Source organism: Bradyrhizobium sp. HKCCYLRH1034 (assembly GCF_051168375.1).
In the GTDB taxonomy this organism is placed as follows: Bacteria; Pseudomonadota; Alphaproteobacteria; order Rhizobiales; family Xanthobacteraceae; genus Bradyrhizobium.
Window position 1 is genome coordinate 17525 of the sequence record NZ_JBNPUW010000001.1, and the last position, 26595, is coordinate 44119.

The 26595-nt window shown below is 65.2% G+C and carries 24 protein-coding genes, 1 tRNA gene and 1 pseudogene; 11 read left to right on the forward strand and 15 right to left on the reverse strand.

Annotated features, from left to right (window positions below; genetic code table 11):
• The first annotated feature begins 60 nt into the window (after positions 1-60).
• Together ACQR0W_RS00075 and ACQR0W_RS00080 are read left to right on the forward strand one after the other, a co-directional pair.
• Positions 61-384 (forward strand): hypothetical protein, encoded by a 324-nt coding sequence (locus tag ACQR0W_RS00075; RefSeq protein WP_316186812.1) that lies wholly within the window; start codon positions 61-63, stop codon positions 382-384.
• 126 nt (positions 385-510) lie between these two features.
• The gene (locus ACQR0W_RS00080) at positions 511-1164 is read left to right on the forward strand and encodes a hypothetical protein (RefSeq protein WP_316186813.1); all 654 of its coding nucleotides are present in this window, start codon (positions 511-513) and stop codon (positions 1162-1164) included.
• Positions 1165-1395: 231 nt separating this feature from the next.
• On the opposite strand, the pseudogene ACQR0W_RS00085 reads toward ACQR0W_RS00080, so the two are convergent.
• A pseudogene (locus ACQR0W_RS00085) lies at positions 1396-2068 on the reverse strand (integrase core domain-containing protein).
• Positions 2069-2333: 265 nt separating this feature from the next.
• Positions 2334-3659 (reverse strand): NAD(P)/FAD-dependent oxidoreductase, encoded by a 1326-nt coding sequence (locus tag ACQR0W_RS00090; protein ID WP_316186814.1) that lies wholly within the window; start codon positions 3657-3659, stop codon positions 2334-2336.
• A gap of 241 nt (positions 3660-3900) precedes the next feature.
• On the opposite strand from ACQR0W_RS00090, the gene ACQR0W_RS00095 reads away from it, so the two are divergent.
• Positions 3901-4377, forward strand: coding sequence for an Lrp/AsnC family transcriptional regulator (locus tag ACQR0W_RS00095; RefSeq protein WP_008962239.1), 477 nt, complete (start codon positions 3901-3903; stop codon positions 4375-4377).
• Positions 4378-4385: 8 nt separating this feature from the next.
• Here ACQR0W_RS00095 and ACQR0W_RS00100 read toward each other — a convergent pair whose 3' ends face one another.
• The 7 genes from ACQR0W_RS00100 to ACQR0W_RS00130 form a co-directional block, all read right to left on the reverse strand.
• Positions 4386-6038, reverse strand: coding sequence for an ABC transporter ATP-binding protein (locus tag ACQR0W_RS00100; protein ID WP_316186815.1), 1653 nt, complete (start codon positions 6036-6038; stop codon positions 4386-4388).
• Positions 6039-6893 (reverse strand): ABC transporter permease, encoded by an 855-nt coding sequence (locus tag ACQR0W_RS00105; RefSeq protein WP_316186816.1) that lies wholly within the window; start codon positions 6891-6893, stop codon positions 6039-6041.
• Positions 6890-7840 carry an ABC transporter permease gene (locus ACQR0W_RS00110; RefSeq protein ID WP_315714615.1) on the reverse strand — a complete coding sequence of 317 codons (951 nt, stop codon included), beginning with the start codon at positions 7838-7840 and terminating at the stop codon, positions 6890-6892. The genes ACQR0W_RS00105 and ACQR0W_RS00110 overlap by 4 nt, the downstream gene beginning before the upstream one ends.
• 82 nt (positions 7841-7922) lie before the next feature.
• The gene (locus tag ACQR0W_RS00115; protein ID WP_316170225.1) at positions 7923-9530 is read right to left on the reverse strand and encodes an ABC transporter substrate-binding protein; all 1608 of its coding nucleotides are present in this window, start codon (positions 9528-9530) and stop codon (positions 7923-7925) included.
• Between the two features lie 50 nt (positions 9531-9580).
• Positions 9581-10300, reverse strand: coding sequence for an HAD-IA family hydrolase (locus ACQR0W_RS00120; RefSeq protein ID WP_315714617.1), 720 nt, complete (start codon positions 10298-10300; stop codon positions 9581-9583).
• Between the two features lie 156 nt (positions 10301-10456).
• Positions 10457-11833, reverse strand: a complete 1377-nt coding sequence (locus ACQR0W_RS00125) for an aspartate aminotransferase family protein (protein ID WP_316170226.1) — start codon at positions 11831-11833, stop codon at positions 10457-10459.
• Positions 11834-11846: 13 nt separating this feature from the next.
• Positions 11847-12689 (reverse strand): GNAT family N-acetyltransferase, encoded by an 843-nt coding sequence (locus tag ACQR0W_RS00130; RefSeq protein ID WP_316170227.1) that lies wholly within the window; start codon positions 12687-12689, stop codon positions 11847-11849.
• Positions 12690-12858: 169 nt separating this feature from the next.
• Here ACQR0W_RS00130 and ACQR0W_RS00135 point away from each other — a divergent pair, with 169 nt between their 5' ends.
• Complete coding sequence (locus tag ACQR0W_RS00135) at positions 12859-13527, forward strand: haloacid dehalogenase type II (protein WP_316170228.1); 669 nt, start codon at positions 12859-12861, stop codon at positions 13525-13527.
• 14 nt (positions 13528-13541) lie between these two features.
• On the forward strand, positions 13542-14816 hold the full coding sequence (locus ACQR0W_RS00140; protein WP_316170229.1) for an NAD(P)/FAD-dependent oxidoreductase: 1275 nt from the start codon (positions 13542-13544) through the stop codon (positions 14814-14816).
• 21 nt (positions 14817-14837) lie between these two features.
• Here the strand turns inward: ACQR0W_RS00140 and ACQR0W_RS00145 are convergent, their stop codons facing one another.
• A complete protein-coding gene (locus tag ACQR0W_RS00145; RefSeq protein WP_316170230.1) occupies positions 14838-15761 on the reverse strand; it encodes a 2-hydroxyacid dehydrogenase in 924 nt (307 codons plus the stop codon).
• Between the two features lie 215 nt (positions 15762-15976).
• Between ACQR0W_RS00145 and ACQR0W_RS00150 the strand changes: the two genes are divergently transcribed.
• Together ACQR0W_RS00150 and ACQR0W_RS00155 are read left to right on the forward strand one after the other, a co-directional pair.
• Positions 15977-16873 (forward strand): GNAT family N-acetyltransferase, encoded by an 897-nt coding sequence (locus ACQR0W_RS00150; RefSeq protein WP_315749513.1) that lies wholly within the window; start codon positions 15977-15979, stop codon positions 16871-16873.
• Between the two features lie 130 nt (positions 16874-17003).
• On the forward strand, positions 17004-17441 hold the full coding sequence (locus ACQR0W_RS00155; protein ID WP_315714970.1) for a DeoR/GlpR family DNA-binding transcription regulator: 438 nt from the start codon (positions 17004-17006) through the stop codon (positions 17439-17441).
• Between the two features lie 203 nt (positions 17442-17644).
• Here ACQR0W_RS00155 and ACQR0W_RS00160 read toward each other — a convergent pair whose 3' ends face one another.
• Positions 17645-17911, reverse strand: coding sequence for a hypothetical protein (locus ACQR0W_RS00160; RefSeq protein ID WP_315714624.1), 267 nt, complete (start codon positions 17909-17911; stop codon positions 17645-17647).
• Between the two features lie 866 nt (positions 17912-18777).
• Here ACQR0W_RS00160 and ACQR0W_RS00165 point away from each other — a divergent pair.
• Positions 18778-19056 (forward strand): hypothetical protein, encoded by a 279-nt coding sequence (locus ACQR0W_RS00165; RefSeq protein ID WP_315827308.1) that lies wholly within the window; start codon positions 18778-18780, stop codon positions 19054-19056.
• Positions 19037-19495 carry a hypothetical protein gene (locus tag ACQR0W_RS00170; protein ID WP_316186818.1) on the forward strand — a complete coding sequence of 153 codons (459 nt, stop codon included), beginning with the start codon at positions 19037-19039 and terminating at the stop codon, positions 19493-19495. Before ACQR0W_RS00165 ends, ACQR0W_RS00170 begins: the two co-directional genes overlap by 20 nt.
• A 57-nt stretch (positions 19496-19552) precedes the next feature.
• Here the strand turns inward: ACQR0W_RS00170 and ACQR0W_RS00175 are convergent.
• The 3 genes from ACQR0W_RS00175 to ACQR0W_RS00185 form a co-directional block, all read right to left on the reverse strand.
• Positions 19553-19626: transfer RNA gene (locus ACQR0W_RS00175), tRNA-Gly, on the reverse strand.
• 425 nt (positions 19627-20051) lie between these two features.
• Positions 20052-20660 carry a TMEM175 family protein gene (locus ACQR0W_RS00180; RefSeq protein WP_315714627.1) on the reverse strand — a complete coding sequence of 203 codons (609 nt, stop codon included), beginning with the start codon at positions 20658-20660 and terminating at the stop codon, positions 20052-20054.
• 158 nt (positions 20661-20818) lie between these two features.
• The gene (locus tag ACQR0W_RS00185) at positions 20819-21670 is read right to left on the reverse strand and encodes a hypothetical protein (RefSeq protein ID WP_316170232.1); all 852 of its coding nucleotides are present in this window, start codon (positions 21668-21670) and stop codon (positions 20819-20821) included.
• 372 nt (positions 21671-22042) lie between these two features.
• On the opposite strand from ACQR0W_RS00185, the gene ACQR0W_RS00190 reads away from it, so the two are divergent.
• Positions 22043-23932 (forward strand): acyltransferase family protein, encoded by a 1890-nt coding sequence (locus ACQR0W_RS00190; RefSeq protein WP_316170233.1) that lies wholly within the window; start codon positions 22043-22045, stop codon positions 23930-23932.
• Positions 23933-23938: 6 nt separating this feature from the next.
• Here ACQR0W_RS00190 and ACQR0W_RS00195 read toward each other — a convergent pair whose 3' ends face one another.
• Positions 23939-25837, reverse strand: a complete 1899-nt coding sequence (locus ACQR0W_RS00195; RefSeq protein ID WP_316170234.1) for an acyltransferase family protein — start codon at positions 25835-25837, stop codon at positions 23939-23941.
• Between the two features lie 234 nt (positions 25838-26071).
• Here ACQR0W_RS00195 and ACQR0W_RS00200 point away from each other — a divergent pair, with 234 nt between their 5' ends.
• Complete coding sequence (locus tag ACQR0W_RS00200) at positions 26072-26542, forward strand: hypothetical protein (RefSeq protein ID WP_315714971.1); 471 nt, start codon at positions 26072-26074, stop codon at positions 26540-26542.
• Positions 26543-26595 lie beyond the last annotated feature (53 nt).

Genomic DNA, 26595 nt, shown 5'->3' on the forward strand with positions numbered 1-26595 from the left:
TTTTCCGTTGCGCTCGCGCGTGGGTTGCGATTGGATATTGTAATTTAGGGAATCGACTTCATGCGCCACGCTCTCGCGATCGCGTTCGGCCTGTGGGCGGCGACAGCAGCTCAGGCCGAGACCTGCCAGCTCATCGGCAACCAGATCCTGTGCGACGACGGGACGTCGGGACAGCGGATCGGCAAAAACACCTATTGGAGCGACGGCTCCTCGTCCCAGCAGATCGGGCGCTTCACCTACAACAACGACGGCAGCAGCTCGCAGCAGATCGGCAACCACACCTACTACAGCGATGGCACGTCGTCGCACACGGTCGGAAGCACGACCTATTTCAGTGATGGCAGGACGTGCCGGCGGATGGGTAATCGCGTCTCGTGCGACTAGGCGATTCGGCCAATGTGACCGCCGCTGCAACGGCTTCTCGGAGCTGGAAATCTTCGAAATAAAGGGAATTGAACCCTTGCATCGGGGCATGGCGGCTCCGGTCGACGGTCGTTCAACTGGCGTTTCATGAAGGTAGCCATCATGGAGTTTCGCTTTTCTTCAACGATCGAAGACGAGGTCTCCCACGTCCGCTTCCAACTTGGAAATCTCGAATTCTTTCGCGCCGAAAAATATGATGTGACCTGGCCAGATGCGCTCAAAGCGGAGATCGCGCAAGGTATAGCTCAGTTTTCAGATGAGAGACTGCGCGACGCGATCGTGCGTCACGACTTGCCGGGCGCCAGTCTGGAGCGCGTCGTGCAGTCATGGCGGCGGGTGGAGGATCGATTTGCTTCCGATTTCGTTGCGCAGCTTACGCGTCAGTTGCCAAAGGTCGTGCGCGTCCATGTCACCAAGTTTGGTCCGGGCGGGTCGCACAATGGCGCATCGATGGCGCCGCGATTAGTCGTAAGCTATCCGGAAATGAAGGGATTGGATTTCAACAGCGTTCTCGTCCATGAGTTCATCGAAGTCTTGCTTTGGAGAAAGTTCCGCAGCGAAGAAGCCAGACTGGGAAATAGAGCCGCTCATGCCATCAAGGAGGCTGTCGTCGACAGGTTCTGCTCCTGCGACAACCTGAAACCCGTCGTTGGGAGCTACAGAAAACAAGCGAGCTATTCCCAGCTGCCTCCGGATTGGGAAGAGTGGCTACCAGCTAAAGGGCTGACGTGGAGTCAGTAGCGACCAGGCCAAATCGAATGCGGCGTCATGCTGGCTGGCGTTGATGCTGCGGTGATGACGGCTGGCAAGCAGGAGGTCACAGTTCGGGCCGCCAAACAGTCAACCACCCGACGAATTCACTTTACGACCAAACCTTGACCGAAAATCCGGCGCGATGAATTTTTGAGGCGAGCCGGGTTTCGTTTGCTACCAAAACATCAGACTCGTCCGCAGTGACCTTGCCCCCAAGTTTTATCCAGATCTGAGTTCGTTCGGGCGGTTTGATGTGCCCATCTGGGCGGTCGTAGCGGCGGGAGCTGGCGCGGAGCTCTCGGCATAGCGCAGCGCCAGATCCCGACGCGGATTGCAGGTGGCGGCGAACTCGGATGGCGTCTTCCATCCGAGCTGGGAGTGCGGCCGAGCGTCGTTATAGTCGGTCCGCCAGCATCGGAGCGCGACGCGGGCCTGAGCAAGCGAGGTGAACAGCGTCTCGTTCAGCAGTTCATCCCGCAGGCGACCGTTGAAGCTCTCGATGAAGGCGTTCTGCATGGGTTTGCCCGGCGCGATGTAGTGCCAGGCGACACGGCTCTGATCGGTCCATGTCAGGATGGCATTGCTCGTGAGCTCGCTGCCGTTGTCGCTCACCACCATCTTGGGCTTGCCGCGCTCGGCGACCAGCCGGTCCAGCTCCCGGGCGACCGGGGCGCCCGAGAGTGAAGTGTCGGCCACCAGCGCCATTCTCGTCCTCCAGCGTCTTCAGCCGCTTGGCCTCCGAGACGTCCATTCCGCCGAACTTGGCCTTCCACTTGTAGATGCTCGCGCCGCTCACGCCATGCTTGCGGCAGAGATCGGCGACCGGAACGCCAGCCTCGTGCTCCTTCAAAATCCCAATGATCTGTTCTTCCGTAAAGCGGCCGCGCTTCATGCTCTGGTCCTCGTTGGGCCAGAACGAACTTCAAACTGGATTAAGCCCCAGGGGCATGGTCAGCGAATACCAACAAAATCAGAGAGTTGAGAACTCGTTTGGGGGAAAAGGCATCATTGTTCTGCAACGCCTTCCAAGAGCAGGCCCCAAACGGACTGGACGAAGTCAGCCGCAGACCGAAGGGCCGCCGAGCGGCGAACCGGTGAATTCGGCGAACCGAACGGTCTGGCGCAGTCGGGGGCTTGACGTCCCGGAGACGTAACCTTCAGAAGTCTGCGACCGCCTTGGACTCATGCCGGGCGAAACGCACGGGAGCGTAGGGCCTGGGATCGACGATCGGTTTGGCGGAGGTCACGAGATCGGCGATGAGATGGCCCGCACCTGGCCCGATGCCGAAGCCGTGGCCACTGAAGCCGGCGGCGACGATCAGGCCGGGCAGCGCGGCGAGCTCGCCGATCGCAGGCACGCCGTCGGGCGTGGAATCGATGTAGCTCGCCCACGCCGCCGTGACGCGGCTCTGCTTCAAGGCCGGCAGCAGCTCGACCGCGCGCGCCCGGGTCAGGCGGATGGTGGCCTGGTCCGGCCGGGGATCGAGGATGCGGGTCAGCTCCATCGGCGTCGGCGCGTCGAGCCGCCAGCGGCCGACCGTCTCGTGGCCGGCGCGCAGGCCTTCGAGCCCGCCGGGCAGCAGGCTGCGCCAGCGCCTGGCGAACATCGGCAGGAAGTGCGGCGCGAAGCGCAGCTGCTGAAGTGTAGGATCGACGCGGCCGCGGCCGCTGATCGCGAGCGTATGGCCGCCGTCGCCGCGCCGGGTGATCGAGACGGCGGCGGTGTGCAGCGCCGGGGGCAGCGGCTCCGCCGACGGCGACAGAGCGAGCGCCGAGGCGCGGATCGAGGCCATCGGCAGTGCGACACCGAGCTGATGGCAGAACGACGAAGCCCAGGCGCCGGCGGCGAGCACCGCGACCGGCGTGCGGATCGTGCCGCGCTCGGTGATCACGGCCGACAGCCGGCCGCCGCTGGTCTCGACGCCGCGCACGGCGCACATCTGGTGCACCGAGCCGCCCTGCTTGAGGATCGCGCGCGCCACCGCGGGCGCGGCATCGGCGGGGCTGGCGGTGCCGTCGGTCGGCGAGAACACGCCGCCCTTCCAGCTGCGCCCGGTGGCCGCGCCGCGCGCGGTGGCCTGGCGGCTGTCGAGCATATGCGTGGTGACGCCGGCGATCCTGGCGAACTCGCCCCAGCGCGCCCAGCCGGCGAGCTCCGCCTCGTCATTGCTGAGATAGAACAGCCCGCAGCGCGAGAAGCCGGTCGCCTCGCCGCTCTCGGCCGCAAAGCGCTCCCACAGATCGAGGCTCAGCGTCGCCATCGGCAGCTCGCGCGCATCACGGTTCTGCTGCCGGCACCAGCCCCAATTGCGGCTGGACTGCTCGGCGCCGATGCGGCCCTTCTCGATCAGCGCCACCGCGAGCCCGCGCCGCGCGAGGTAATAGGCCGTGAACACGCCGACGATGCCGCCGCCGATGACCACGGCATCTGCACGCGCGGGCAGCGTTGGCGATGTCTCGACGTGCACCAGCGGTGCGGGCATGCGGTCTCTCCGGCTGTAGGCTGGCTCAGGCTAGAGTGGCAGCCGGCCGTTCGGGCGCCGGATTCGTGGCCCGAACGGCATATCATTCTGCCGGCCGGCGCAGCGCCGGCGTATTGTTTTGCATCGCATAATCCCGGCGGATACGGCCCCATTCTTGCTTTACGGACATTTCGTTGGGCCAAGCGCAGAATTTTCTGCTGTAATGGGGACCCGACCTCGCGCCACACGGGACCACGGCTTCATGAAGCTCGATCGCATCGACATCAAGATCCTGCATGAACTGCAGAAGAACGGCCGCGTCACCAATGTGGAGCTGGCCGAGCTGGTCAATCTGTCACCGAGCCCCTGCCTGATGCGGGTGAAGAAGCTGCAGGCGGAAGGCTATATCGAGGGCTACTCGGCGCAGATCTGCGTCTCCAAGCTCGGCCAGACATTGACCGTGTTCACCGAGGTCACCCTGAAGAACCACCGGCAGATCGACTTCGCCCGCTTTCTTGCCGCGGTGGAGAAGATCGACCAGTTGATCGAGTGCCATCTCGTCTCCGGCGGCTACGACTACATGATGAAGTTCGTCACCGCGGGGATCGGCGAGTACCAGACCATCATGGAGCGGCTGACCGACATGGACATCGGCATCGAGAAGTACTTCAGCTTCGTGGTGCTGAAGTCGCCGATCGTCAAACCCTATCTGCCGCTGACCAGCCTGTTCCAGATGTAGCCGCGCGGTCAGCGCTGGCAATATTCTCGGACCTGCTCGGGATCCTGGCGGAGATTGTCGAGCCAGGCGGGATCGAGCTTTGGCACCGACGACAGCAGCAGCTGCGTATAGGGATGCTCGGGCCGCGCCATGGCCTCGGGCGTAATCTGCTCGATCTTGCGTCCCCGATACATCACGACGATGTCGTCGCAGATGGCCTCCACCACCGACAGATCGTGGCTGATGAAGACATAAGCGAGATCGAGCTCGCGCTGCAGCTCCTTGAGCAGATCGATGACCGCCGCGGCGACGACGGTGTCGAGCGCGGAGGTGATCTCGTCGCAGATGATAAGCTTGGGATCGGCGGCCAGCGCGCGAGCGAAGTTGACGCGCTGCTTCTGTCCACCCGAGAGCTCGCCCGGACGGCGCAGCCGCAAGCTCTGGGGCAGCTTCACCATGTCGAGCAGCTGATCGATGCGGGCGCTGCGGTGCTGGCGCGGCATGCCGTGATAGAATGTCAGCGGCCGCCCCAGAATGTCCTCGACCGTATGCGCCGGGTTCAGCGCCGTGTCGGCATGCTGGAACACGATCTGCACCTGGCGGAGCTGGTCCGCATCGCGGCTGCGCGCGCTGCGCCCGAGCTCGCGGCCGTCGAACACGACGCCGCCCGCAAACGGCGGAAGGATGCCGGCGATGGCGCGGGCGAGCGTCGACTTGCCGCAGCCGGATTCGCCGATGATGCCGAGATTGCGTCCGCGCGCGACGCGCAGGCTGACGTTCTCGACGGCCACGATCGCGGGCAGGCCGTCCGAGCGCAGCGGACCGTAGCCGACCGACACCTCGTGCACTTCGAGCAATGCCTCGGCCGCCGCGGACGCCTCCGCTCGCGGTTCATGATGCGGCGCGATGGCGGCGAGCAGCTGGCGCGTATAGGGGTGCTGCGCGCGCTCGAGAATGTCGGCGGTCGTCCCGCTCTCCTGCACCTCGCCATTGCGCAGCACGACGATGCGGTCGGCGATCTGGGCGACGACGGCGAGATCATGCGACACGTAGATGCCGGCGATGCGATGCGCGGAGATCACCGACTTGAACGCGCGCAGCACCTCGACCTGGGTGGTGACGTCGAGCGCCGTGGTCGGCTCGTCGAAGATCAGCACCTTCGGGCTCGCGATCAGCGCCATCGCCGCGGCGAGCCGCTGCAGCTGGCCGCCGGACACCTGGTGCGGATAGCGCTCGCCGATCGTGTCGGGGTTGGGCAGCGACAGCGCACGGAACAGCGTCGCGGCCTTGCTGCGCGCCTCCTCCACCGGCATCACGCCGTGGATGCGCACGACCTCGATCACCTGATCCATGATGCGGATTGCCGGATTGAACGCCGCGGCGGCGCTCTGCGGCACATAGGCGATCTTGGCGCCGCGCACGGCCGCCTTGTCCTTCTCCGAGAGTGTCACCATGTCGACGCCATCGAGCGTGACCGAGCCGCCGACGATCTGGCAGCCGGCCCGCGCATAGCCCATCAGGCTCATCGCGATGGTGGTCTTGCCGGAGCCGCTCTCGCCGATCAGCGCGACGATCTCGCCTTCGGCGATGTCGAGATCGACGCCCCTGATGATCTCGATGGTGCGGCCGGAATCGGTGGTCGCCTCGACGCGAAGATCGCGGATCTGCACCAGGCTCGTCATCTACGACGCCCCCCGGTCGCGGATCTTGGTCGGCAGATTGTCGATCAGGAGATTGACGGCGATGGTGAGGCTTGCGATCGCCAGCGACGGGAAGATCACGGCCGGCGCGGCATAGGGCAGCCCGCCGATGTTCTCGCGCACCAGCGCGCCCCAATCGGCATAAGGCGGCCGCACACCCAGGCCGAGAAAGGACATTCCGGACAGCAGCAGCACGATGAACACGAAGCGCAAGCCAAGATCGACCAGCACCGGGCCGATGATATTGGGCAGGATCTCGGCGCGGATCAAATAGAACAGGCTCTCGCCGCGGATCCGGGCCACCGTGACGAAATCCATGGTGTTGATGTTGACCGCGAGCGCGCGGGCGAAGCGGTAGGCGCCGGGAATGTAGATCACTGCCATGGTCAGGATCAGCACCGGGATCGACGAGCCCACCGCGGCGACGACGACGAGGCTGAACAGCTTGCTCGGAATCGAGCTCAACGCGTCGAGCAGCCGGCTCAGCACCATGTCGACGACCCCGCCGGTGATCGCCGCAATCATGCCGAGCGTGACGCCCGACACGCCGGCGATGATCACGGAGGCCACCGAAATGCCGAGCGTATAGCGCGCGCCCATCAGGATGCGCGAGGTCATGTCGCGTCCGAGATAGTCGGAGCCGAGCCACAGCTCCCGGCTCATCGGGCCGAAATAATCGGCGTCGACGATGTCGCCGATCGGATGCGGGATGATGGAGGGCGCGGCGAACGCCACCACGATCCAGAACGTCACGATCAGCGCCCCGGCAACCCCGACAGCGTTGATGCGGTAACCGAAGCGCCGGGTTCGCGAGGCGGATTTCGCGGCGCTCGTCATCGCAGCCTCGGATTGGACAGGATGGCGATGATGTCGGCCGTGGTAGTCAGCAGCAGGAAGCCGAAGCAGAAGATGATGGCGCAGCTCTGGATCAGCGGCAGGTCGCGGGTCGACACCGCGTCGACCATCAGCTTGGCGATGCCGGGATAGTTGAAGACGGTCTCGATGATGATGACGCCACCCAGGAGATAGGACAATGACAAGGCCACCGCATTCACGATCGGGCCGAGCGCATTGGGCAGCGCATGGCGGAGCACCAGACGGCCGCGCGAGGCGCCCTTCAAGAGCGCCATCTCGACATAGGGCGTGTTCAAGGTCTCGATCACGGCCGCCCGGCTCATCCGGATCATCTGCGCCGAGATCACGATGGTTAACGTCACGACCGGCATCGCATAGGCGCGGGCGAAATCAGAGGCGGTGCGGATCTCGCTGATGAAGGACACCGCCGGCAGCCAGTTGAGATAGACAGCGAACAGAAGCACAGCGAGGGTCGCGATCATGAACTCCGGCACCGACACGATGCCGATGACGGCGATGGTCAGACAGCGATCATACAGCGTGTTGCGCAGCATCGCCGCGGTGATGCCGAGCGTCAGCGCCAGCGGCACCGCGACGGTCGCGGTGAGGCCGGCGAGCTTGAGGGTGTTGACGAGGCGCCCGCCGATCAGCTTCGCGACTGGCATGTTGTTGGCATATGACACGCCGAGATCGCCCTGCACGACGCCGGCCAGCCAGCGCAGGAAACGGAAAATGGCGGGATCATCGAGATGCATCGCCTTGCGCAGCCCCTCGACCGCCTCGGGGGTCGCGGCCTGGCCGAGCAAGATGGTCGCGGTGTCGCCCGGCAGCATCGCGGTGGCGAAGAAGACGGCGAATGAGACAATGATCGCGGTGACCAGCGCGATCGCCAGCCGGGCCAGGATGAGGGATGCGATCCGATGTTTCAAACTTTGGGTCCGCGAGCCTGATCAGATCATGGTCATCGCGGCGCCGACCCGAGTGACCGGCGCCACGCGACTCAGACAACATTCACGAATCGAGCCAGACATATTCGGCGAAGGCATATCCCATCATGCCGCCGAGCGGGCTCGGCTCCAAGCCCTTCAGTCTCGACGAGGTGGCATCGATATTGGAGATGTAGGCCGGAATGATGGTGCCCGCCTCCTCCGCGATCATCGCCTGCATCTCGGCATACATCTGCTTGCGCTTGGCCTGGTCGAGCAGGCCGCGCGCCTCGAGCATCATCTTGTCGAACTTCTCGGACTTGAAGCGGCTCTCGTTCCACGGCGCCTCGGAGGCATAGAGCAGCGAGAACAGGATGTCCGGCGTCGGGCGCGGATTGATGTTGCCAAAATGGACCGGCGCCTTCAGCCAGTAATTGTCCCAATAGCCGTCCGAGGGAACGCGCTGCACGTCCAGCGTCAGGCCGATCGCCGCCGCCGAGGCCTGGATCACCATGGCCATCTCGATCGCCGAGTTCGCCGCTTCCGAGGTCACGACCGGGATCGACGTGCCGAGCACGCCGGCCTTCTGGAACAGCGATTTTGCCTTGTCCGGATCGAACGGCTTCGGCTTGAGGTCGGGGTTGTGGAAGAAATTCGCCGGCGAGACCGGCTGGTCGTTGCCGACGACGCCGAAGCCACGCAGCACCGACTTGACGATCTGCTCGCGGTTCACCAGGTGCTTCATGCCGTCGATGAAGTCCTTCTTGTTGCCCGGCGCCATGTCGAGACGGATGTTGAGGTCGGTGTAGTTGCCGGTCGTCGATTTCGACAGAGCAATCCCCTCCTTGCCCTCGATCAGCCGGAGCGAGCGCGGGTTGATGCTGGCGGCGAGCTGGATGTCGCCCGACAGCAGCGCGTTGACACGCGCATTCTCCTCGGTGATCGCGATGAACTCGATCTGATCGAGATAGGGGCCGTCCTTGAAATAGTTCTTGTTGCGCACGCCGATGGAGCGGACGCCCGGCTCGAAGGCCTCGCGGACAAACGCGCCGGTGCCGTTGCCCTTGGAGAAATCGGTGGTGCCGTCGGCGACGATCATGAAGTGATGCAGCGCCAGGATCATCGGCAGGTCGGCGTTGGGGCTCGCCAGCGTGATCTCGACGGTGGTCTTGTCGACCGCCTTGAAGCCGGTCATCTGCGCCGCGATCTTGGCGACTTTGGAGCCTGTCGCCTTGTCGAGATGCCGCTTCAGCGAGAACACGACGTCGTCGGCCGTCAGCAGCTTGCCGTCGTGGAAGGTGACGCCCTTCTTGAGCTTCACGGTCCAGGTCTGCGCATCCTGGGACTCGACGGATTCGGCGAGCTCCATCTGCGCCGCGCCGCTCTTATCGAGCGTGGTGAGCCGATTGTAGAACGAGCAGCAGCGCACATAGTCGGTCGAGAAGGACGCCTTGGCCGGATCGAGCGTGTCGGCCGTCGAGGTGGACCAGCCCGCGGCCTTGATCGAGCCGCCCTTCTTCGGCGTGGCCGCGAATGCGCGCTCGGCGCGACCGAGCATGGTGCTGCCGGCAGCGAGCGCGACGCCATTGGCGAGCATCATCTTCAGGAGATCCCGGCGCGAGGCGCCGCGCCGGATTGCCGCCTCGACCAGCACATCGTCACTCGGAGTCCAGTTGGTGATCCCTTTGCTCATGTCATCCGTCCCCTGTTCGATCCGGCAGAATGAAAATCGTCAGTCGCACATCATTTGGCAGGCACCTGGTCCACCGCGTCGGCCAGCTCGGCCATCGAATGGAAGTGGAAATCCGGCTTGGTGAAGGACGCCGGCGCGATGGTGCCGCCATAGCCCTGCTTGTCGTGGCGCCGCTCGATCCAGCAATTGATGACGCCGAGCTGCCGGGAGATGCCGATGTCGTGATACTGGCTCTGCGCCACATGCAGGATCTGTGACGTCGAGCCGCCGTCACGTTCGATGAAATCGAACACCTGAGTGAAGAAGGCGGGATCCGGCTTCTCCGTCCCGGTGTCGTCGACCGTGAAGCTCGCGTAGAACGGCGAGCCCAGCTCGCGCTCGAAATGATCCAGTGCCCAGCGCCGCGCATTGGTCATCGCGATCAGCTTGTAGCGCCGGGCGAGACGCGCCATGGCGGCGGCGCTGTCCGGGAAGGCCTTCCAGCGTGCGGCGGAGTCGCGGAAGCGCTCGCCGAGCGCGGTCTGCCTGGGCAGATCGAGTTGTGGTGCGATGATGTCATAGACCCGGACGAGATCATCCGGAAAGCGGTCGGCGTCCGCCGCGTAGCGTGCCGCGCGGTACAGGCTCAGCGCCTGCTCACCGTCGATTGCCTTGTTTGCTTCCGCCGCGATCTCACCGAGGCTCGAGACGATCCCGCTTTCGAAGTCGATCAGCGTGCCGACCACGTCGAAGGTCAGGTACCTGAATTGAGCAAGATCGAGCTTGGTCATTCTGTGAGGCCCTTCCGCGTCATCGGTCCTAGTGTGAAGCCGGGTTCCGGCGAAAACTTCCGAATTGCGAGGACCCGACGGCAGAAAATTGCGAATAGGAGGAGCCGCCGACATATCGGCCCTGCTGCACACGCACCGATATGCCCGTGCCCACCTTCACGCCATGGCCTCGCGGACGTCCGGATCGGCCAGGGTCTGATCCAGCGTCCGTGCGGTGCGTTCGAGGATGGCATCGATGTCCGCGTCGCTGCAGCACAGCGGCGGCGCGTAGCCGAGCACCCCTGTCGGGAAGGCACGGATGACGAGGCCGTTGGCCCAGGCGCGATCGAAGATGCGGCGCGACGGCTCGGCGCTCGCGGGCAGCGGCGTCTTCTTCTCCTTGTCGATCACGAGCTCGATGGCCGCCAGCAGGCCACGGCCGCGCACCTCGCCCACCAACGGATGGTCCTGCAGCGCGCGCAGGCCCGCCATCAGCCGCGCACCCGCCCGCCGGCCATTCTCCAGCAAGCCATTCTCATAGAGATCAAGCACGGCAAGGCCGACCGCCGCGCTCACCGGATGCGCCGAATAGGTATAGCCGTGCCCCACGGCCGAAGAACCTGCGCCATCGGCAATAACGCCATAGACATGATCGGACATCAGCACCGCGCCCATTGGGACGTAGCCGGAGGTCAGACCCTTCGCGACGGTCATGAAGTCCGGGACGATGTCGTCATCTGTGCAGGCGAACAGCGGTCCGGTACGACCGAAGCCGGTGATCACCTCGTCGGCGACGAACAGGATGCCGTGCTGCCGGCAGCGCTCGCGCATCGCCTTCATCCAGCCGTCCGGCGGCACCAGCACGCCGCCCGAGCCCTGGATCGGCTCGGCATAGAACGCGGCCACCCGTTCGGGACCGCCGACCTCGGCAATCTTGGCTTCGAGGGCCGCGAGCGAGGCCGCGATGACGGCATCGGGATCGCTGCCAACGGGGTTGCGGTACGAATAGTGCGACGGGATCTTGTGCTGCCAGTTCAGTGGCACGCCGAAATTGGCGTGGAAGGCCGGCAGCGCCGTGAGTCCTGCACCGACCGTCGACGAGCCGTGATAGCCCTGCTGCAGCGTGATGAACTGATCGCGCTGCGGCTGCCCCCTCGCGTGCCAATAGTAATGGATGAAGCGGACCGTGCTGTCGACGGCGTCCGAGCCGCCAAGCGTGAAATAGACGTGGTTGAGATCACCCGGCGCGCGCTCGGCGAGCGCGGCCGCGAGCCGGATGGCCGGCTCCGAGGCGAGGCTGAAATAGCCGGTGGCATAAGGCAGCTCGCGCATCTGCCTCGCCGCCGCCTCGACGATGCTCTCATGGCCATAGCCGGCATTGACGCACCACAGCCCGGCGAAGCCGTCGACCAGTTGATGGCCCGAGGCATCGGTCACGATCGCACCCTTGGCGGATTTCAGGACCCGCGCGCCGGCGGCCTCGTGTCCGCGATAGGACGCGACCGGATGCACCAGATGGGCGCGATCGAGTTCGATGAGCGAGTTGCTGAGCATGATGATCTCCGGTTCAGCCGAACGCCTGGCTGGCCAAGGCAAATGATGTCGGGGCGCGCCGCCTCGTGTGACCAGCGGCCGGCCCATGCATGACGATGCCGCCGCCGACATGATCGAGGCCCAAGCCGCCCAGCCATGGTGCGAGTCCCGTCTCGCTGCCGGTGTCGACGCGGATGAACTTGCCCTGTCGCCCAGCGAGGAAATGCGCGACGAGCGACTTGGCGTCCTCGCTACTGAAAGCGACCACGGGGCCAATCACGAGACCGCGGCCGAAGTGACGCAGCGCGGCGAACCCCGCCGCACGGCCCTGGCGCTCCAACACCGCGAACTCTCCGATGGATGCGATATGGGCTATCAGGTCGCGGCGATCCGCGCCAAAGGCCGCGATGTCGAGTGCCGTGATGACGGCGATGTCGTCGGGCGTGGCCGCACGCACGGCGTCGGGCTGCGCGACAGCTTCCGCGAGATGTCCCTGATGCTGCACGATCTCACCGCTGCGGCGGAAGCCGAGCTTCTCATAGAGCTGCAGTCCATCTTCTGTCGCGACGAGCTGCAACCGCCGCTCACCGGCGAGCGCCATCGCCTGCTGCATCAGGCACCGTCCGAGCCCCTTCCCCCGCTCCGCCTCGTCGACAATGACCATGTTGATGGTCCCGGCATCCTGGCCATACGGCGTCATCAGCACGGTGCCGATCACGCGACCGTCCGCCGCGACCGCCACGCAGCCCTTGCTCAGCGCAAGCGCCATCTGCCAGTCCTCGCGACGATGCGGCCAGCGGACCTGCTGCGACAGCCGCGTCGCTGCATCCAGGTGCTCCCCGCTGAAAGCTCTGAAGCTCGCGGCGTCGGACGTCATGTCATGCACTCCCATCTGCACCGGAGTCTGGGCGAGCGGCCCCCGGCAGATCGTCTGAAGGCGATGATGCCGACAACATCTTCCGCCGCCGAACCGGGGCAAAGCCGCATCTTATGCTGGCGGGGCGGCCTATCATCGGACGTCGAGACCACGACCGGCATGAGGATCCATGAGCCGCTTTCGACCGAAATACGTGACCTTCGACTGCCACGGCACGCTGATCAATTTCGAGATGGCCGAGGCCGCACGCGATCTCTACAGCGCACAGCTCTCCGAGTCGGCGATGACGGAGTTCGTGAAGGTCTTCTCGGCCTACCGCCTCGATGAAGTCCTCGGCGCGTGGAAGCCCTATGCCGAGGTCGTCAGCAACGCCCTGACGCGCAGCTGCAGCAAGATCGGCATCCCCTTCAAGCCCGAGGATGCCGAGATGGTGTATCAGCGCGTGCCGACCTGGGGTCCACATCCGGACGTACCGGCGGGTCTCGCCAAGGTGGCCAAGGAGATCCCGCTGGTCATCCTCTCCAACGCCATGAACGTGCAGATCCCCTCGAACGTCGTCAGGCTCGGCGCGCCGTTCCATGCCGTGTTCACGGCGGAACAGGCGCAGGCCTACAAACCGCGGATGCGCGCCTTCGAATACATGTTCGACATGCTCGGCTGCGGCCCCGAGGACATCACGCACTGCTCCTCCTCATTCCGCTACGACCTGATGACCGCGCACGATCTCGGCATCACCAACAAGGTCTGGGTCAACCGCGGCCACGAGCCGGCCAATCCCTATTACGGCTACACCGAGATCAAGACCATTTCCGAGCTGCCCGGCGTGTTCGGCCTGTAAGCAGAGTGCCCGCGATGAAATATGTCTCCTACTGGCGCGACACGGCGACCGCATTTTCCGGCGGCCATAGCGGGCCCGTGGAGGGGCATTACGACGTCGCGGTGATCGGCGGCGGCTTCACCGGGCTCGGCGCGGCACTGCAGCTCGCCAAGGCCGGCGCCAAGGTGATCGTGCTCGAAGCCGATCAGGTCGGCTCGGGCGCGTCGGGACGCAATGGCGGGCATCTCAACAACGGGCTGGCGCACAGCTATCCGGCCGCGAAGGCCGAGCTCGGCACCCAGCGCGCGATCGCGCTCTACAAAGCGTTCGACGAGTCGATCGACACGCTCGAGCGCCTGATCGCGGAAGAAGACATCGCTTGCGGTTTCCGCCGCTCCGGCAAGCTCAAGCTGGCGTCCAAGCCTGGCCATTTCGCGGGGATCGCGACGAACTTCGAAGCGATCCACCGCGAGGTCGATCCCGACACGGCGCTGCTCTCGCCGGCCGAGCTGAAATCCGAGATCGGCTCGCCCTTTCACGGCGGCATGCTGTTCAAGAAGAGCGCGATGATGCACATGGGCCGCTTCGCCGCGGGCCTCGCCTCTGCCGCGAGCCGCCGCGGCGCCGTCATTGTCGAGCAAGCCGCCGTCACTGAACGGGTGCAGGACACCAAGCGCTTTCGCCTCACCACGGCCAAGGGGACGGTGAGCGCCGAGCAGGTGCTGCTCGCCACCGGCGCCACCACGCCGCCGAGCTTCAGCTATTTCCGCCGCCGCATCATTGCCGTCGGCAGCTTCATCATCGCGACGCGGCCGCTGACGGAGGCCGAGGCGGCCTCGGTGCTGCCGGGCCACCGCACCTACGTCACCTCCATGAACATCGGCAACTACTTCCGCCTGTCGCCGGACAATCGCCTGATCTTCGGCGGCCGCGCGCGCTTCTCGGCGACATCGGATCAGCAGTCCGATGCGAGGAGCGGCGCGATCCTGCGCGCGGCGATGGAGCGGATGTTCCCGCAGCTTGCCGGCATCGACATCGACTATTGCTGGGGCGGCCTCGTCGACATGACCGCCGACCGTTATCCGCGCGCCGGTCGCCAGGACGGGCTGTGGTACGCGATGGGCTATTCGGGTCACGGCGCGCAGCTCTCGACCCATCTCGGCATGATCATGGCCGATGCGATGCTCGGCCGGCCCGACCGCAATCCGATGAAGGACGCCGGCTGGCCGGTCGTGCCAGGCCATTACGGCAAGCCCTGGTTCCTGCCGTTCGTCGGCGCGTATTACAAGACCCTGGACTGGATCCGCTGAGCCGTGACGGCGCGACCGCGATCAGTAGCCGCGGCTGCGGTCGACGAGGCCGACCGGATCGAGCCCGGCGCGGTGTCGCTTGATGTTCGCGGCGACCGCGAGCGCCGCTGCTTCCGGCTGCGTGACGCTGGCGACATGCGGCGTGATCAGGACGCGCGGATGCCGCCACAACGGGTGATCCGTCGGCAGCGGCTCGGGATCGGTCACATCAAGCACGGCGCCCGCGAGATGCCCGGAGTCAAGTGCTCCGAGCAACGCCGCCTGGTCGAGCTGCGCGCCGCGGCCGGTCTGCACCAGCGAAGCGCCTCGCGGGAGCTTGGCGAGCAGTTCGGCATTGAGCAGGCCGCGCGTCTCCTCCGTCAGCGGCAGCAGGCAGACCAAGATGTCCGTCACCGCGAGCAGCGCATCGAGGCCGTCGGCGCCATGGTACGTAGTCACGCCGTCGATCGCGTGCCGGCTGCGGCTCCAGCCCGAGAGCGGAAAGCCGAACGGCTTGAGCCGCTCCAGCACCGCGCGGCCGAGCAGCCCGAGGCCGAGCACGCCGATGCGCCGCACATGTGCCTGCGGCTGCGGGATAGCGCGCCAGAGCTGCTGCCGCTGCTGATCGAAATAGACGGTCCAATTCCGGTGCAGCGCCAGCACGGCCAGTGTCACGTATTCCTGCATCATCCTCACGATGCCGTCCTCGACCATGCGGACGATCTTGACGCTCGCCGGCACCGACGCGGCGCTGAACTGATCGATGCCGGCGCCGATCGAGAACAGGATCTCGATATTGCGATAGGCGCCGAGGTCCGGCGGCACCAGCCAGGTGATCATGTAGCGGACTTCATCGGCATCGACCTGCGCCGGATCGATTTCGAACGGAAGATCCGGAATCTCACGCGCAAGCACCTCGCGAAAGATCGCGCCGCGCGTGCCATCGGAGTTGAACAGGAAGGTCATGCGGTCATCCCAGCGGCCGATCTGGCTCGTCGCGCCTCCGATCATGGCGGTCGCGGCCTGCGTTACGTGCCGAATACAGGGCAGGATTGAGAAGAATGTTGCGAAGTTCGCCCGCAGGCGCCTCAATATGCGGAGGTGACGACAGCATGGTCGCTCTCGACCTCATCGAGGCTGGGTGACGCGTGGCGGGCGGAACGAAGACAGGGACAGCGTGCATGGACAATCCGGACGTCGAATCGCGAATCGTCGACGTGTTCGAGATGCGCCTCGCCGACATCGACAGCGTCGACCTCGCGCAGTTGCTCGCCTTGTCGATCGCCGTCCAATGGCCCCATCGGGAGGAGGATTGGCAATTCATGCGCAGCATCGGCCGCGGCGTCGTCGCGCTCGATGAGATCGGTCGGGCCCTCGGATCCGCCATGTGGTTTCCCTACAGCGACGGCTTTGCTGCGGTTGGGATGGTCATCACCTCGCCGCGGCTGCAGGCCCTTGGCACCGGGCAATGGCTGATGCATCGGGTGATGGCCGAATGCGGCGGTCGGACGCTGCGCCTCAACGCCACGCGCGCCGCCTATCGCCTCTACCGATCTCTCGATTTCAAGCGTGAGCAGACTCTGTTTCAGTGTCAGGGTGAGGCGATTGCCTCGGACGCGGCGCCGGCCGAAGCGGGAAATATTCGCGTGCTGATGGAGGCAGACCTGCCGGCGCTGATCGAACTCGACGCGGCTGCTTATGGCGTCCGGCGAGCCGGGCTGATGACCGGACTGTTTCACCAGTCGCGCAGCTTTGGGCTGTTTCGCGCGGGGCGGCTGGAGACGTTCGCGATGTGCCGGCGGTTCGGACGCGGACATGTCGCGGGGCCGGTGGTCGCATCCTGCGACAGCGACGCGATCGCCGTGTTGGCGCCGCACGTGGCAGCTCACGAAGGCCAGTTCCTCAGGCTCGACACTCATCGAGCGACAGGAGAGTTCCGCGACTTTCTCGCGCGGTCGGGGCTCGCTCTCTTCGATGCCGTCACCACGATGTCGCTGCGGAACGACGTGAAGGGTGCCTTCCTGCGCGGCAACGACCAACCGAAGATCTACGGCGTCGTCAGTCAGGCCTTCGGCTAGCCCCTGCGTCCCGGAACAGAGCGCGGACCAAGCCCTCAGTCTCCAACTATCAAAACTGCGGAGCCCTCCCGATCTGTCGCCGGCGGCACCCTTGCTACACTGATCCGTTTCCTCGCTATGATTCGCTACACTGCGTTCGACGATGTCCCTCTCAGTGATCTGCTATTCGATGAACGTGGCGGCGCTGGCGACGCGACGTCCTGCCACGCAGCTGATGCTGATGGGCGGGCTCTATCATCCCTCGTCGCAATCCTTCTCATCGGAGGAAGGCCTGTCCTATTTGCGCAAGCTCGGCATCAACAAGGCCTTCATCTCGGCGGGCGGCGTACATGCGAATAGGGGCGCGAGCTGCTCGAACTTTCATGAGACGGCGGTCAAGCAGGCGGCCATCGCAACGGCGATCGAAAGCATTCTGGTCGCCGATGCGAGCAAGCTCGACAGCCTGAAGCCGGCCTTCTTCGCCGACCTCCATGCGTTTTCCAGGATCATCATTGGCGGGGCCGTATCGCGTGAGCACCGCAAGCCGTTCAAGCATCTCCCGGTCGAGTATGTAACCAGGACCGACTGAGGAAGCCGCTTCGCGCCCTGCAAATTGGCGCGCTTCTGAGGTCGCCGCGACCGAGACGCGTGGGGCGGGGCGGGGTTCGCGGTGTAGCGGCACGCCATCGCCATGCGCAACTGAGATACATGGTCAATGACGGCCCCGTCGCCATGTATCCGGCGCAAACGCTTTCCGCCAGGCGCTGCGGGCTGCTTAAGGGGAACGACTGCTCAAGCGGTCGCGAGGCGCGCCTTACCAACTCGCAAATTTGAAAAGATGCCTCCAAAGAACTGCTGGTTATTGGGAAGCATTTCCACGGTGCAGAAAATCGGTGCCATAAAATTGCGCCCGAGATCGCCGACACGAGGATCGGGTTGACGGTCTTCTGAGTTTTGCGCGGCGTCTACGTCGATATCGATCGCGGACTTTACAGTTTCAAGCATAACTCCGACTTTTAACTTCGGCGGATGGCTCGTCGTGACTTCCGGAATACTCATGGTGGACAAAAGCCGACCATCCACGTTTTGGATGGGCTGTTTGCCGGCGATGCTTGGCCATAAAACACCAGCGCGCGCAAATATTACATCATGGTACGGCTACCCGGACTGCAATCGCGGATCGGGCTGAAGGAACGCACAAAATCGCTCGAGAAGGACGGTGTCCGAGCTCAATTGAGGCCGACCGAACCCAATTGGGTACGGCTATCGAGCGAATTTACTGGTACGCCTGAGCCGCTCGGCTCTTCATCGAAGCGGCGTGTAAGGCAAGCGGCTTGCCGTTGCCCTTCCCCCTATCGAACCGCCTTGCCTTAAAGGGCGATGCCTCCGAACGCGGCCGCACCAGTTTCGCACCAGAAACGAACTGAACAAACCGCGACAGGCGCTATCAACATTGGGCAAAAATGCTGCAAAATCAATAAACCTATTCAATCTCCTCCCGCTCATAACGGTCTGGTTACAGGTTCGACCTTTGGTGAACAAGCAACAATAAATTCGGCAGCCAAACGGCACCGCCCCGCGGGGCTCTTGCTGAAGGTTCTGCAAATTCGGCAGGGTGAAAATCGACAAGATTGCCGAATGCGAAAAATGTCGGTGATCCTTCCTTTTTGCTTGCCGCAGCATCCAATTGTACGATGTGCCTTCGACGACTATTTTGCTTAGGCATCGCAAACTGCAGTATTTCCAGATGAACAAGTCCTCCGACCTGCTTTGATTGGCGGGTACGCGAAGACCACAGACTGAAGCCCGTAAATTGCCCTTGTAGATGAGTCCAGAAGAAGCGAATCTACGGGTGGCGCGCGTGGCGGACCGGCGGCAAGGCCTTGGCAGCGTCGCCTCCCAATGCGGTCGGAACGCTCGATTGGATGTTTGCCGAATACCGCTCTGATCGCCGCTACGCCAAGCTCGATCCTAAGTCCAAGCGTAATCACGAGGTCGGATTCAAGCTTGTCGGCGGCTACGTCCTGAAAGATGGCAAGCGACTGGGCGAGAAGCGCCTCACCGCAATCGATACGGCACTGACCGACGACCGCTGCCCTGATCGGCTGGGAATGGCTCCAGCGCGAGACAGACGTCTTTGCGACTTTCGACGTGTCGCATTATCGCCCGAAAGGGCGCCCGAATATGGTCCGCATCATCGATGAGAAGACTAGGCAGAAGGGCTGGATATCGCTGTTCGACGATGCAGGTGCACCGGTTTATCCCGAGTTGATGGCGGAGCTCGACGCCATCAAACGCGACCGCATCGGCGGCCTAATGCTGTGCCGGGATTGGGGCGAGCGCGGACCATGGCCGACATGGCCGAAGCCGGATCAGCCGGATTTCACGCACGTGAGCCGCAAGGTCAAAGAAGTCATCCGTGCTGCTGGCCTTCGCGATGAATTGTCGTTCACATCGGTCCGGCATGGCGGCTTTACTGAAGGTGGCGACGCCGAACTGACTGACCGCGAGATGCTGGCACAGGGCCGGCACACGACGGTGAAGGTGCTGCCAAAGTACACCAAGCGCACGACGCGGCAGATCGTCAACGGCGCCAAAAAGCGGCGGGCAGCTCGAACAAAGGAAGGACATCTGTCCGAATGAGCATCAGCCTGCTTGTCCGAATGGAAAGCTGACGGCGCGACAAGTGCCTGAAATCGCTGGAGCGGGTGAAGGGAATCGAACCCTCGTATTCAGCTTGGAAGGCTGCTGCTCTACCATTGAGCTACACCCGCACTGGGCGTTCCCTAACATGGTCCGCGGCGGGTCTCAACCTCTTCGGGGCGAGGTTTCGAAGCGGATGGGTCCCGGATCCGGCCTGATGGAACGGCCCGAAGCGATGGCAGCGCGCGACATCGAGACTGCGGCGCGGCACGCCCGCGGCGGCCCGGTTCCGTAATCGGCCCCCCTACCCTCGCCGCCCGGACCGTCCTATATTGGCGTTACCATCAACAACGAAAGGAGGTGATCCAGTGTCTTTCACCAAGCGCTGTCACCTCGCTGGGATCGCCCGCTGAGCGGCTCTTCATGAGCGACGTTTGAGGGCGTGATTCGTCAGCGGATTGCGCCATCGCGGCTCGGCAACGGGGCGGTCTCGGCCCTGGACCAGCGAGTTCAAGAACGGAAGCGCGGCGGGTCTCACGGCCCGCCGCGTCTTTTTTTATGGCAACTCCGCCTGCTCGCCGGCCGACGGCGCCGGGCTGCGGACGAACCGCCGCGCCAGGAAGCCGCCGAAGCCGAGCATCCAGAAATACTGCACATACTCCGGTGCAAGCGCTGCGATCACGATGCCCGGCACGAACACGATGACGGGAAAGATCGCGCCGGCGATCTCGGCATGGCGGCCGCTTGGAAGCGCGAGCCACCACAGCGCGGCGTTCAGCGACGCAATGATCGTCAGATGCAGGCCATAGAGGACGGCCACCGCGCTGCTCAGCCTGTAGCCGCCGTAGAGCCCGTTGGTCACCGGCAGCAGCACGATCGACAACAGGAAGAACAGATTCAGGATGACCACGGGCCGGCCCGCGAACGGCTGCCGGGCCAGCCGCCGGTGGTGGCTGATCCAGAACACGCCTGCGATGATGAAGCTGAGGACCAGCCCGGCAAGCCGCCCGGAATAGGTATGCACCAGGTCGATCCAACCCGGCATATGCGCGAAATTGGGCTTCGGCAGGTCGTAGGCGAGAAGCGTCATCGCAACACCGAAGATGGTGTTGGAGAGCGATTCCAGCCGGCGCATCTCGAACAGGTCGGACTGAGGCTCTGCCATGTCGAATCGGAAGCAACCGCGGCGAGGAACGGAGATGAGGACTCACCTTCTATAGCAGCTCCGGCGCCGCGCCGCCCGACTTCGCTGCCGCCCTTGGGCGGCAGGCTGTCACGTCACTCGCCACCCTCCAGACCAAACCGGCCCTCGAGCGTCAGCCCTCACCGGCAGGCATAGATGTGGCCATCGAAGCCGCGATAGCTGTGCGTCGCCGGATTATAGCTGCGGAATTGGACGCAGGCCGGCAGTCCCGCGGTGCGCAGTCGCGGCCTGCCCTCCGCCTGCAGCCGGGCCGAGGCCGTGGTTGCGGTGGCGGGCCTCGCGATCACGATCATCGGCCGGCTGGCGACCATGCGCGATGTCCTGCCGGCATCCTTGACCGCTGCATCCCTGGCGGCGACCACAACGGCCTGCGCCTGGGCCGCCTTGCCGGATGACGGCTTACCCGACGAGGCGCCGGCTGGCGATGGCGTCGTCCCAGGCGGATTGGCCGCGGCCGTCTTGGCAGAGGACGGCTTGGCAGATGACGGCTCGGCAGAGGACGGCTTGGAAGAGGACGGCTTGGAAGAGGACAACTTGGCAGAGGGCGGCTTGTTCGCTGGCGCCAGCGCCGATGGCGATTTCACGGACGGCTTGGTCAGGGAGGGCTTGCCGGCGGCTGGCTCTGCTACGGCGACCTTCTGAGCCGCATCCTGCTTGTCCGCAACTGCGGCCTGCTTCGGCTCAGCCGACGCGGCGGGTGTCGTCGCAACCGCCTCCGCAGCCGCGGCAGGCTTGACCTCGGGACCGGCCGAAATGTCGGCGCTGGCCGCCTGGCTCGGAACGGACGGCGCGGGATTGACCGACGCGGTCTTGTCGTCGGCTGGGGTCTTGTCCTCGGCGACCGGCGCCTCAGCCGGCTTCTTGATCAGCTTCTTGCATTCCAGCGGGAACACCAGCTCGCCCGATGCCGTCAACCCGATCGGCTCGCATCCGCCGAACGGCCCGCTCTCCTTGCCCTGATCCTTGGCCACCTCGCCTGCGGATGGTGAGGAGCCGCCCGGCTCGGCGCTTCGCGCAAGCGAAACGCCAACCGCAACCTGAAATAGAACAACGCCGCACAACAATCCGGCCCGGCCGGCCTTCCGCCCCAATGTACGCATGACACGCTCGCTCGACGCATGAACTCCGACAAGGCCATCACGCCATTGAGGCAAGTCTGTGAAGGCAAGCCGCGGATTCCCGCTGCGGTGTCAATTCGATGGCATTGTGTCCTGTCTGCACGACCAACGGTGCCGCAGGAATCCCTCAATGCGGTAGCAATCGGAGCCTACCAGGGTCGCCTGCGTGCAGTGACCGTCGGGGATTGACGGCCGCCGCCAGATGCGAGCGTCCGGACAGCCCCCTTGAGCGCAACCGACTATCGTCCCGACATCGACTGCCTGCGCGGCTTCGCAGTGATCTCGGTGATCGCGTTCCACTACGACATCTCGCCGTTTCGCAGCGGCTATGTCGGCGTCGACGTGTTCTTCGTCATCTCGGGCTTCCTGATCACGCGGATCATTCATGCGGAGGTGCGGAGCGGAACATTCTCGTTCGCCGCGTTCTACCGGCGCCGTGCCCGGCGCATCCTGCCCGCCGCCTTCGCGATGCTGTGCGTCACCCTGCTCGGCGCCAGCGTGATCCTGCTGCCGCGGGACGCGGTGTCCGTGGCGCAGCAGGCGCTGGCCGTCCTCGTTTTCTGCTCCAACATCCTGCTGTGGTCGCAGCAGGGCTATTTCGACGCCGCCGCCATCACCAAGCCGCTGCTGCACACCTGGTCGCTCGGGGTGGAGGAGCAGTATTATCTGCTGTTTCCCACGCTGGCGCTCGCCGCCTTCGCGCTGCGGCGGTCGCTGATGCTTGCGAGCTTCGCCACGGTCTGCGCGACCTCGTTCCTGCTCTGCGTGATCCAGACCCGGCTGCAGCCCGCCGCCGCGTTCTTTCTGTTGCCGGCCCGGGTCTGGGAGCTCGCGCTCGGCGCGCTGCTGGCCGTGGAGGCCCTGCCGGCGCCGCAAAGCCAATGGCTCAGGATCACGGTGGCCGCACTGGGCTGGATCGCGCTCGGCGCCGCCGTCAACCTGTTCTCGCCGCACACGCCCTATCCCGGCACGGCCGCGCTGCTGCCGTGCCTCGGCGCCGCCGCCGTGATCTGGGCCAATCCGCCCCCGAGCAAGGCCGTGCTGACCGCGGTCAAACCGATGATCACGATCGGGCTGTGGTCCTACTCGCTCTATCTCTGGCACTGGCCCGTCGTCTCGCTGGCGACGGCGGTCTGGGGTCCGCCGAGCTCAATCGCGGACAAGCTGGCGCTGCTCGGAGCCTGCACCGTGCTGGCGCTGACGAGCTTCCATCTGATCGAGCAGCCGGCGAGGCGTGCGCAGTCGCCGATCGCGGCGCGCGCGCTGGTCGCGAGCGCATCCGTCGTGCTGCTGGCCTCGCTCTCGATCATCGGACTTGCCGGCTTTCCCGTCCGCTTCTCGCCGCAGGAGCGGGCGCTGGCGGAATTCATCAGCTACGATCATAAGTCCGCCTACGAGAGCGGCACCTGCTTCCTCGATCCGGGCCAGACGTTCGCGGCGTTGCAGCCGTCATGCCTTGCCAAAGGGCAGCGCCCGCGCATCCTGGTGTGGGGCGACAGCCACGCCGCTCACCTCATCCATGGCCTGACGCGAGCCATGCCCCAGGCCTCGCTGCTGCGCGCCAGCCTTGCGCAATGCGTCCCTCACGCCGAAGCGGGCCAGTCCGCCGCCTGCATGGATTTCAACCGCCGGCTGCCTCGGCTGGTGCGCGAGCTCACGCCCGACATCGTCGTGCTGTCGGGCAATTGGACACGCACCGCGATGACGCCGGCCGCACAGGCCAGCCTGCTCGCCACGATCAACGCGATTGCGGACACCGGCAGCAAGGTGGTGGTGGTCGGGCCGAGCCCGCAATTCGATCGTCCGCTGCCGAATCTGCTGATCGCGGCGAAGCGCTTCGGCGTCGGGACCGACGGGCACATGCTGGATCTGCTCGGCGAGGTCGACGACTTCATGCGCACGCTGCTGACGGACGTGGCGCAGACCGAATACGTGTCGCCGCTCGCGCTGCTGTGTCCGGCGGGAGATTGCGTGCTCCAGACCTCCGACGGCGCACCGCTCGCCTGGGACGATGGTCACCTCACGGCGCAGGGCTCGGAGCTCGCAGGCGCACGGATCGTCGCGGCGTCGCCGGCATTGGCCGCAGCCGCAAGCGCCGCAGCCGACAGCGAATAGCGCCACCTAATCGTCCGACAGGAAACTCGCGAACACCGGCGCAGCGCGCTCGCCCATCCGCTGGGCCCCTGCCACGGTGAAATGACCGGCATCCTGGAACAACCACACGCCCCCCTCCACGACCGGGCAATCCCGGTCGCAATAGACCTCCGAGGGCCTGAGCAGCGTCACCTTGGCGAGCGGCCTGATCGCCTCCGACAGGACGGCGTCGATGACGCGGTTGGTCGCGATCGCCTCGCTCTTCGGCACGGCATCGCACGGCTTGGCCGGCGCGTGCCAGCGCGGCCCCGGCAGCATGCGCAATTGATCGAAGGCGCAATTCACCGGACGGACCTGGCCGCCGACGACGAGGAAATGCCGGCCGGGCCGGTCGAGCAGACGGATGGTCTCGGCGAGATGACCGGCGACCGCGGCGTTGCGGGCGCGCGCTGCCGGCCCTTCGCCGAGGTCGAGATAATGCTGCCACGCCTGCCCGATCACGACGAAATCGGCCTGCGACTGCCGGATCCGCGGCAGCTCGCTGTCGCGCAGCTCGGCGCAGACCTGGGCGCGAGGTCCCTCGGCGGTGAGCCCCGCGAGGGTGGGACATCCGCTCATGGTGGACACGTGCCCGATCATCCCGCGCGCCTTCAGCGTCGCATCGAGCGCGGCGACATATTGCTGGACATAGGAATCGCCGAGCAGCTCGACGCCGCGCGTGCCCTCGAGATCGCCGAACGCGCACAGACGGCCGACGGTGCGACCGCATTTGTTGAGGCCGAAGCCCTGCAGCTGGAACAGCGCGAGCTGATCGTCGGGCAGCCGCGACACGACGCCATTGGCGCGGAACGTCACATGGGTGAGCGCGGCACCGACGATGAGCACGGTCGCAAAGCTCGCCACCTGCGCGCCCCTCGGCCACGGCAGCCGCCGCAGCGGCCGCTCGACGATGACGAACATCAGCGTGGTCAGCACCGCCATCAGCGCGAGCTGCGCCGCCAGTCCCGCCGCGGTCTGCGCCGCATCGCCGAAGATGAAGCGGACGAAGAAGATCACGGGCCAGTGCACGAGATAGAGCGAATAGGACGCAGCGCCGACGGCGCGAACCGGGCGAGCCATCACCAGCGACGTCGGGGCATTGGCCGCGATGATGACGGCTGTGGCGATGCAGGGCAGCAGCGCGGCGACGCCTGCCTGGAATTGATAGCAGCCGATGAGGAGAAGGCTGCCGAACAACAGAACGTCGCCGCAGGCGGCGGCGAGAGAGCGTGCGCGCGGCGACGCCGCCAGCCGGGCCTCGAGCGGAATGGCGAGCGCGCCTAGGGCGAATTCGAACACCCGGAACGGCGTCAGGAAGAACACAGCGTCCGGATCGCGCGATGACCAGAGTGTGGCCGCGGCAAGGGACAACAACCCGATCGCGGCAATGGCACCGAACACCGGCCGGCGCGTGCCGAGCCACATCAGCAGCAGCGGCGCCAGCGCGTAGAATTGAACCTCCGCCGACAGCGACCACAGGTGCAGCAGCGGCAACTGATCCGCGCTCGGCGCGAAATAGGCGCTGGCCTCGCGCCAATATTGGATGTTTGCGATCGAGAGCAGGCCGTGTGTCGCCTCCTTGGCGAGCTGGCGCAGGGCTTCCGGCGACAGGAACAGCCAGCCGACCGCGAACGTGGCCGCAATGGTCACAACCAGCGCCGGCAGGATGCGCCGTGCCCGCCGCAGATAGAAGTCCGACAGCGAGAAGCGCCGCGCGGCGACATCGCGCAGGATCTGCCCAGTGATGAGATAGCCGGAGATGACGAAGAAGATGTCGACGCCGGCATAGCCGGCCTCGAAGCCGGTGATCCTCAGATGGAAGAGAATGACGATGACGACAGCGATCGCCCGAAGGGCATCGATGTCAGCCCGATGACTGCGTTCCAATGTCGTCCACTCCGCGCATTCCTCGAGGCGGACGAGTTGCGCAGACACGGATGGCAACAGCGGGAAACAGTCATGACGTCATCGGACCCATCCGATGACACCGCGCGGGCGATGCTATGGCGGACGTGAAGGAAGTTTGCTGAAGTCGGCCGCAAGTTCGGCAATCCGTTGAACGATCAGCTCGAATACGGCAATCTGGCGACGCTGAGGGACAATGCGGGGCTGAGGACGGTGATGAACCTGTTGCGAGGAGAATGGCGGGGAGCGTTCGCGGGAATAGCCGTCGCGGCGCTGCTGGCGGCGGCCACCGCAGCCTCGGCGCAAGCTCAGACGCCTGCTCCCGCGCCCGGTCCCGCTCAGACCACGGTCGAGCGCAACGCCAAGGGCGTCGCCGGCAAGCCGATCCAGGTCGGCATCTATCTCAACGTCCAGCCCGACTGCTCATCCGGGCCCCTTCCCGCCATCCGCCTTGTGTCGCCGCCCGGCAACGGCACCGTCACGATCAAGCGCGGCAAGGTCAGCGCCACCAACTACAAGCAGTGCCTCGCCCTGGAAGTGCCGGGCTTCATCGCCTTCTATCAGTCGAAGGCCGACTTCGCCGGCACCGACACGGTGACGCTCGAGGTCAAGTTCCCGCAGGGCCGCACCGAAGTGCAGCGGATCATGATCAACGTCGGCGTCGGGCCGGCAGGGCAGAAGATCTGAGCCGAAGCGCATCGGCGCGCCGCCGCCTCCAGCCATGAAAAAGGGCCGCCTCA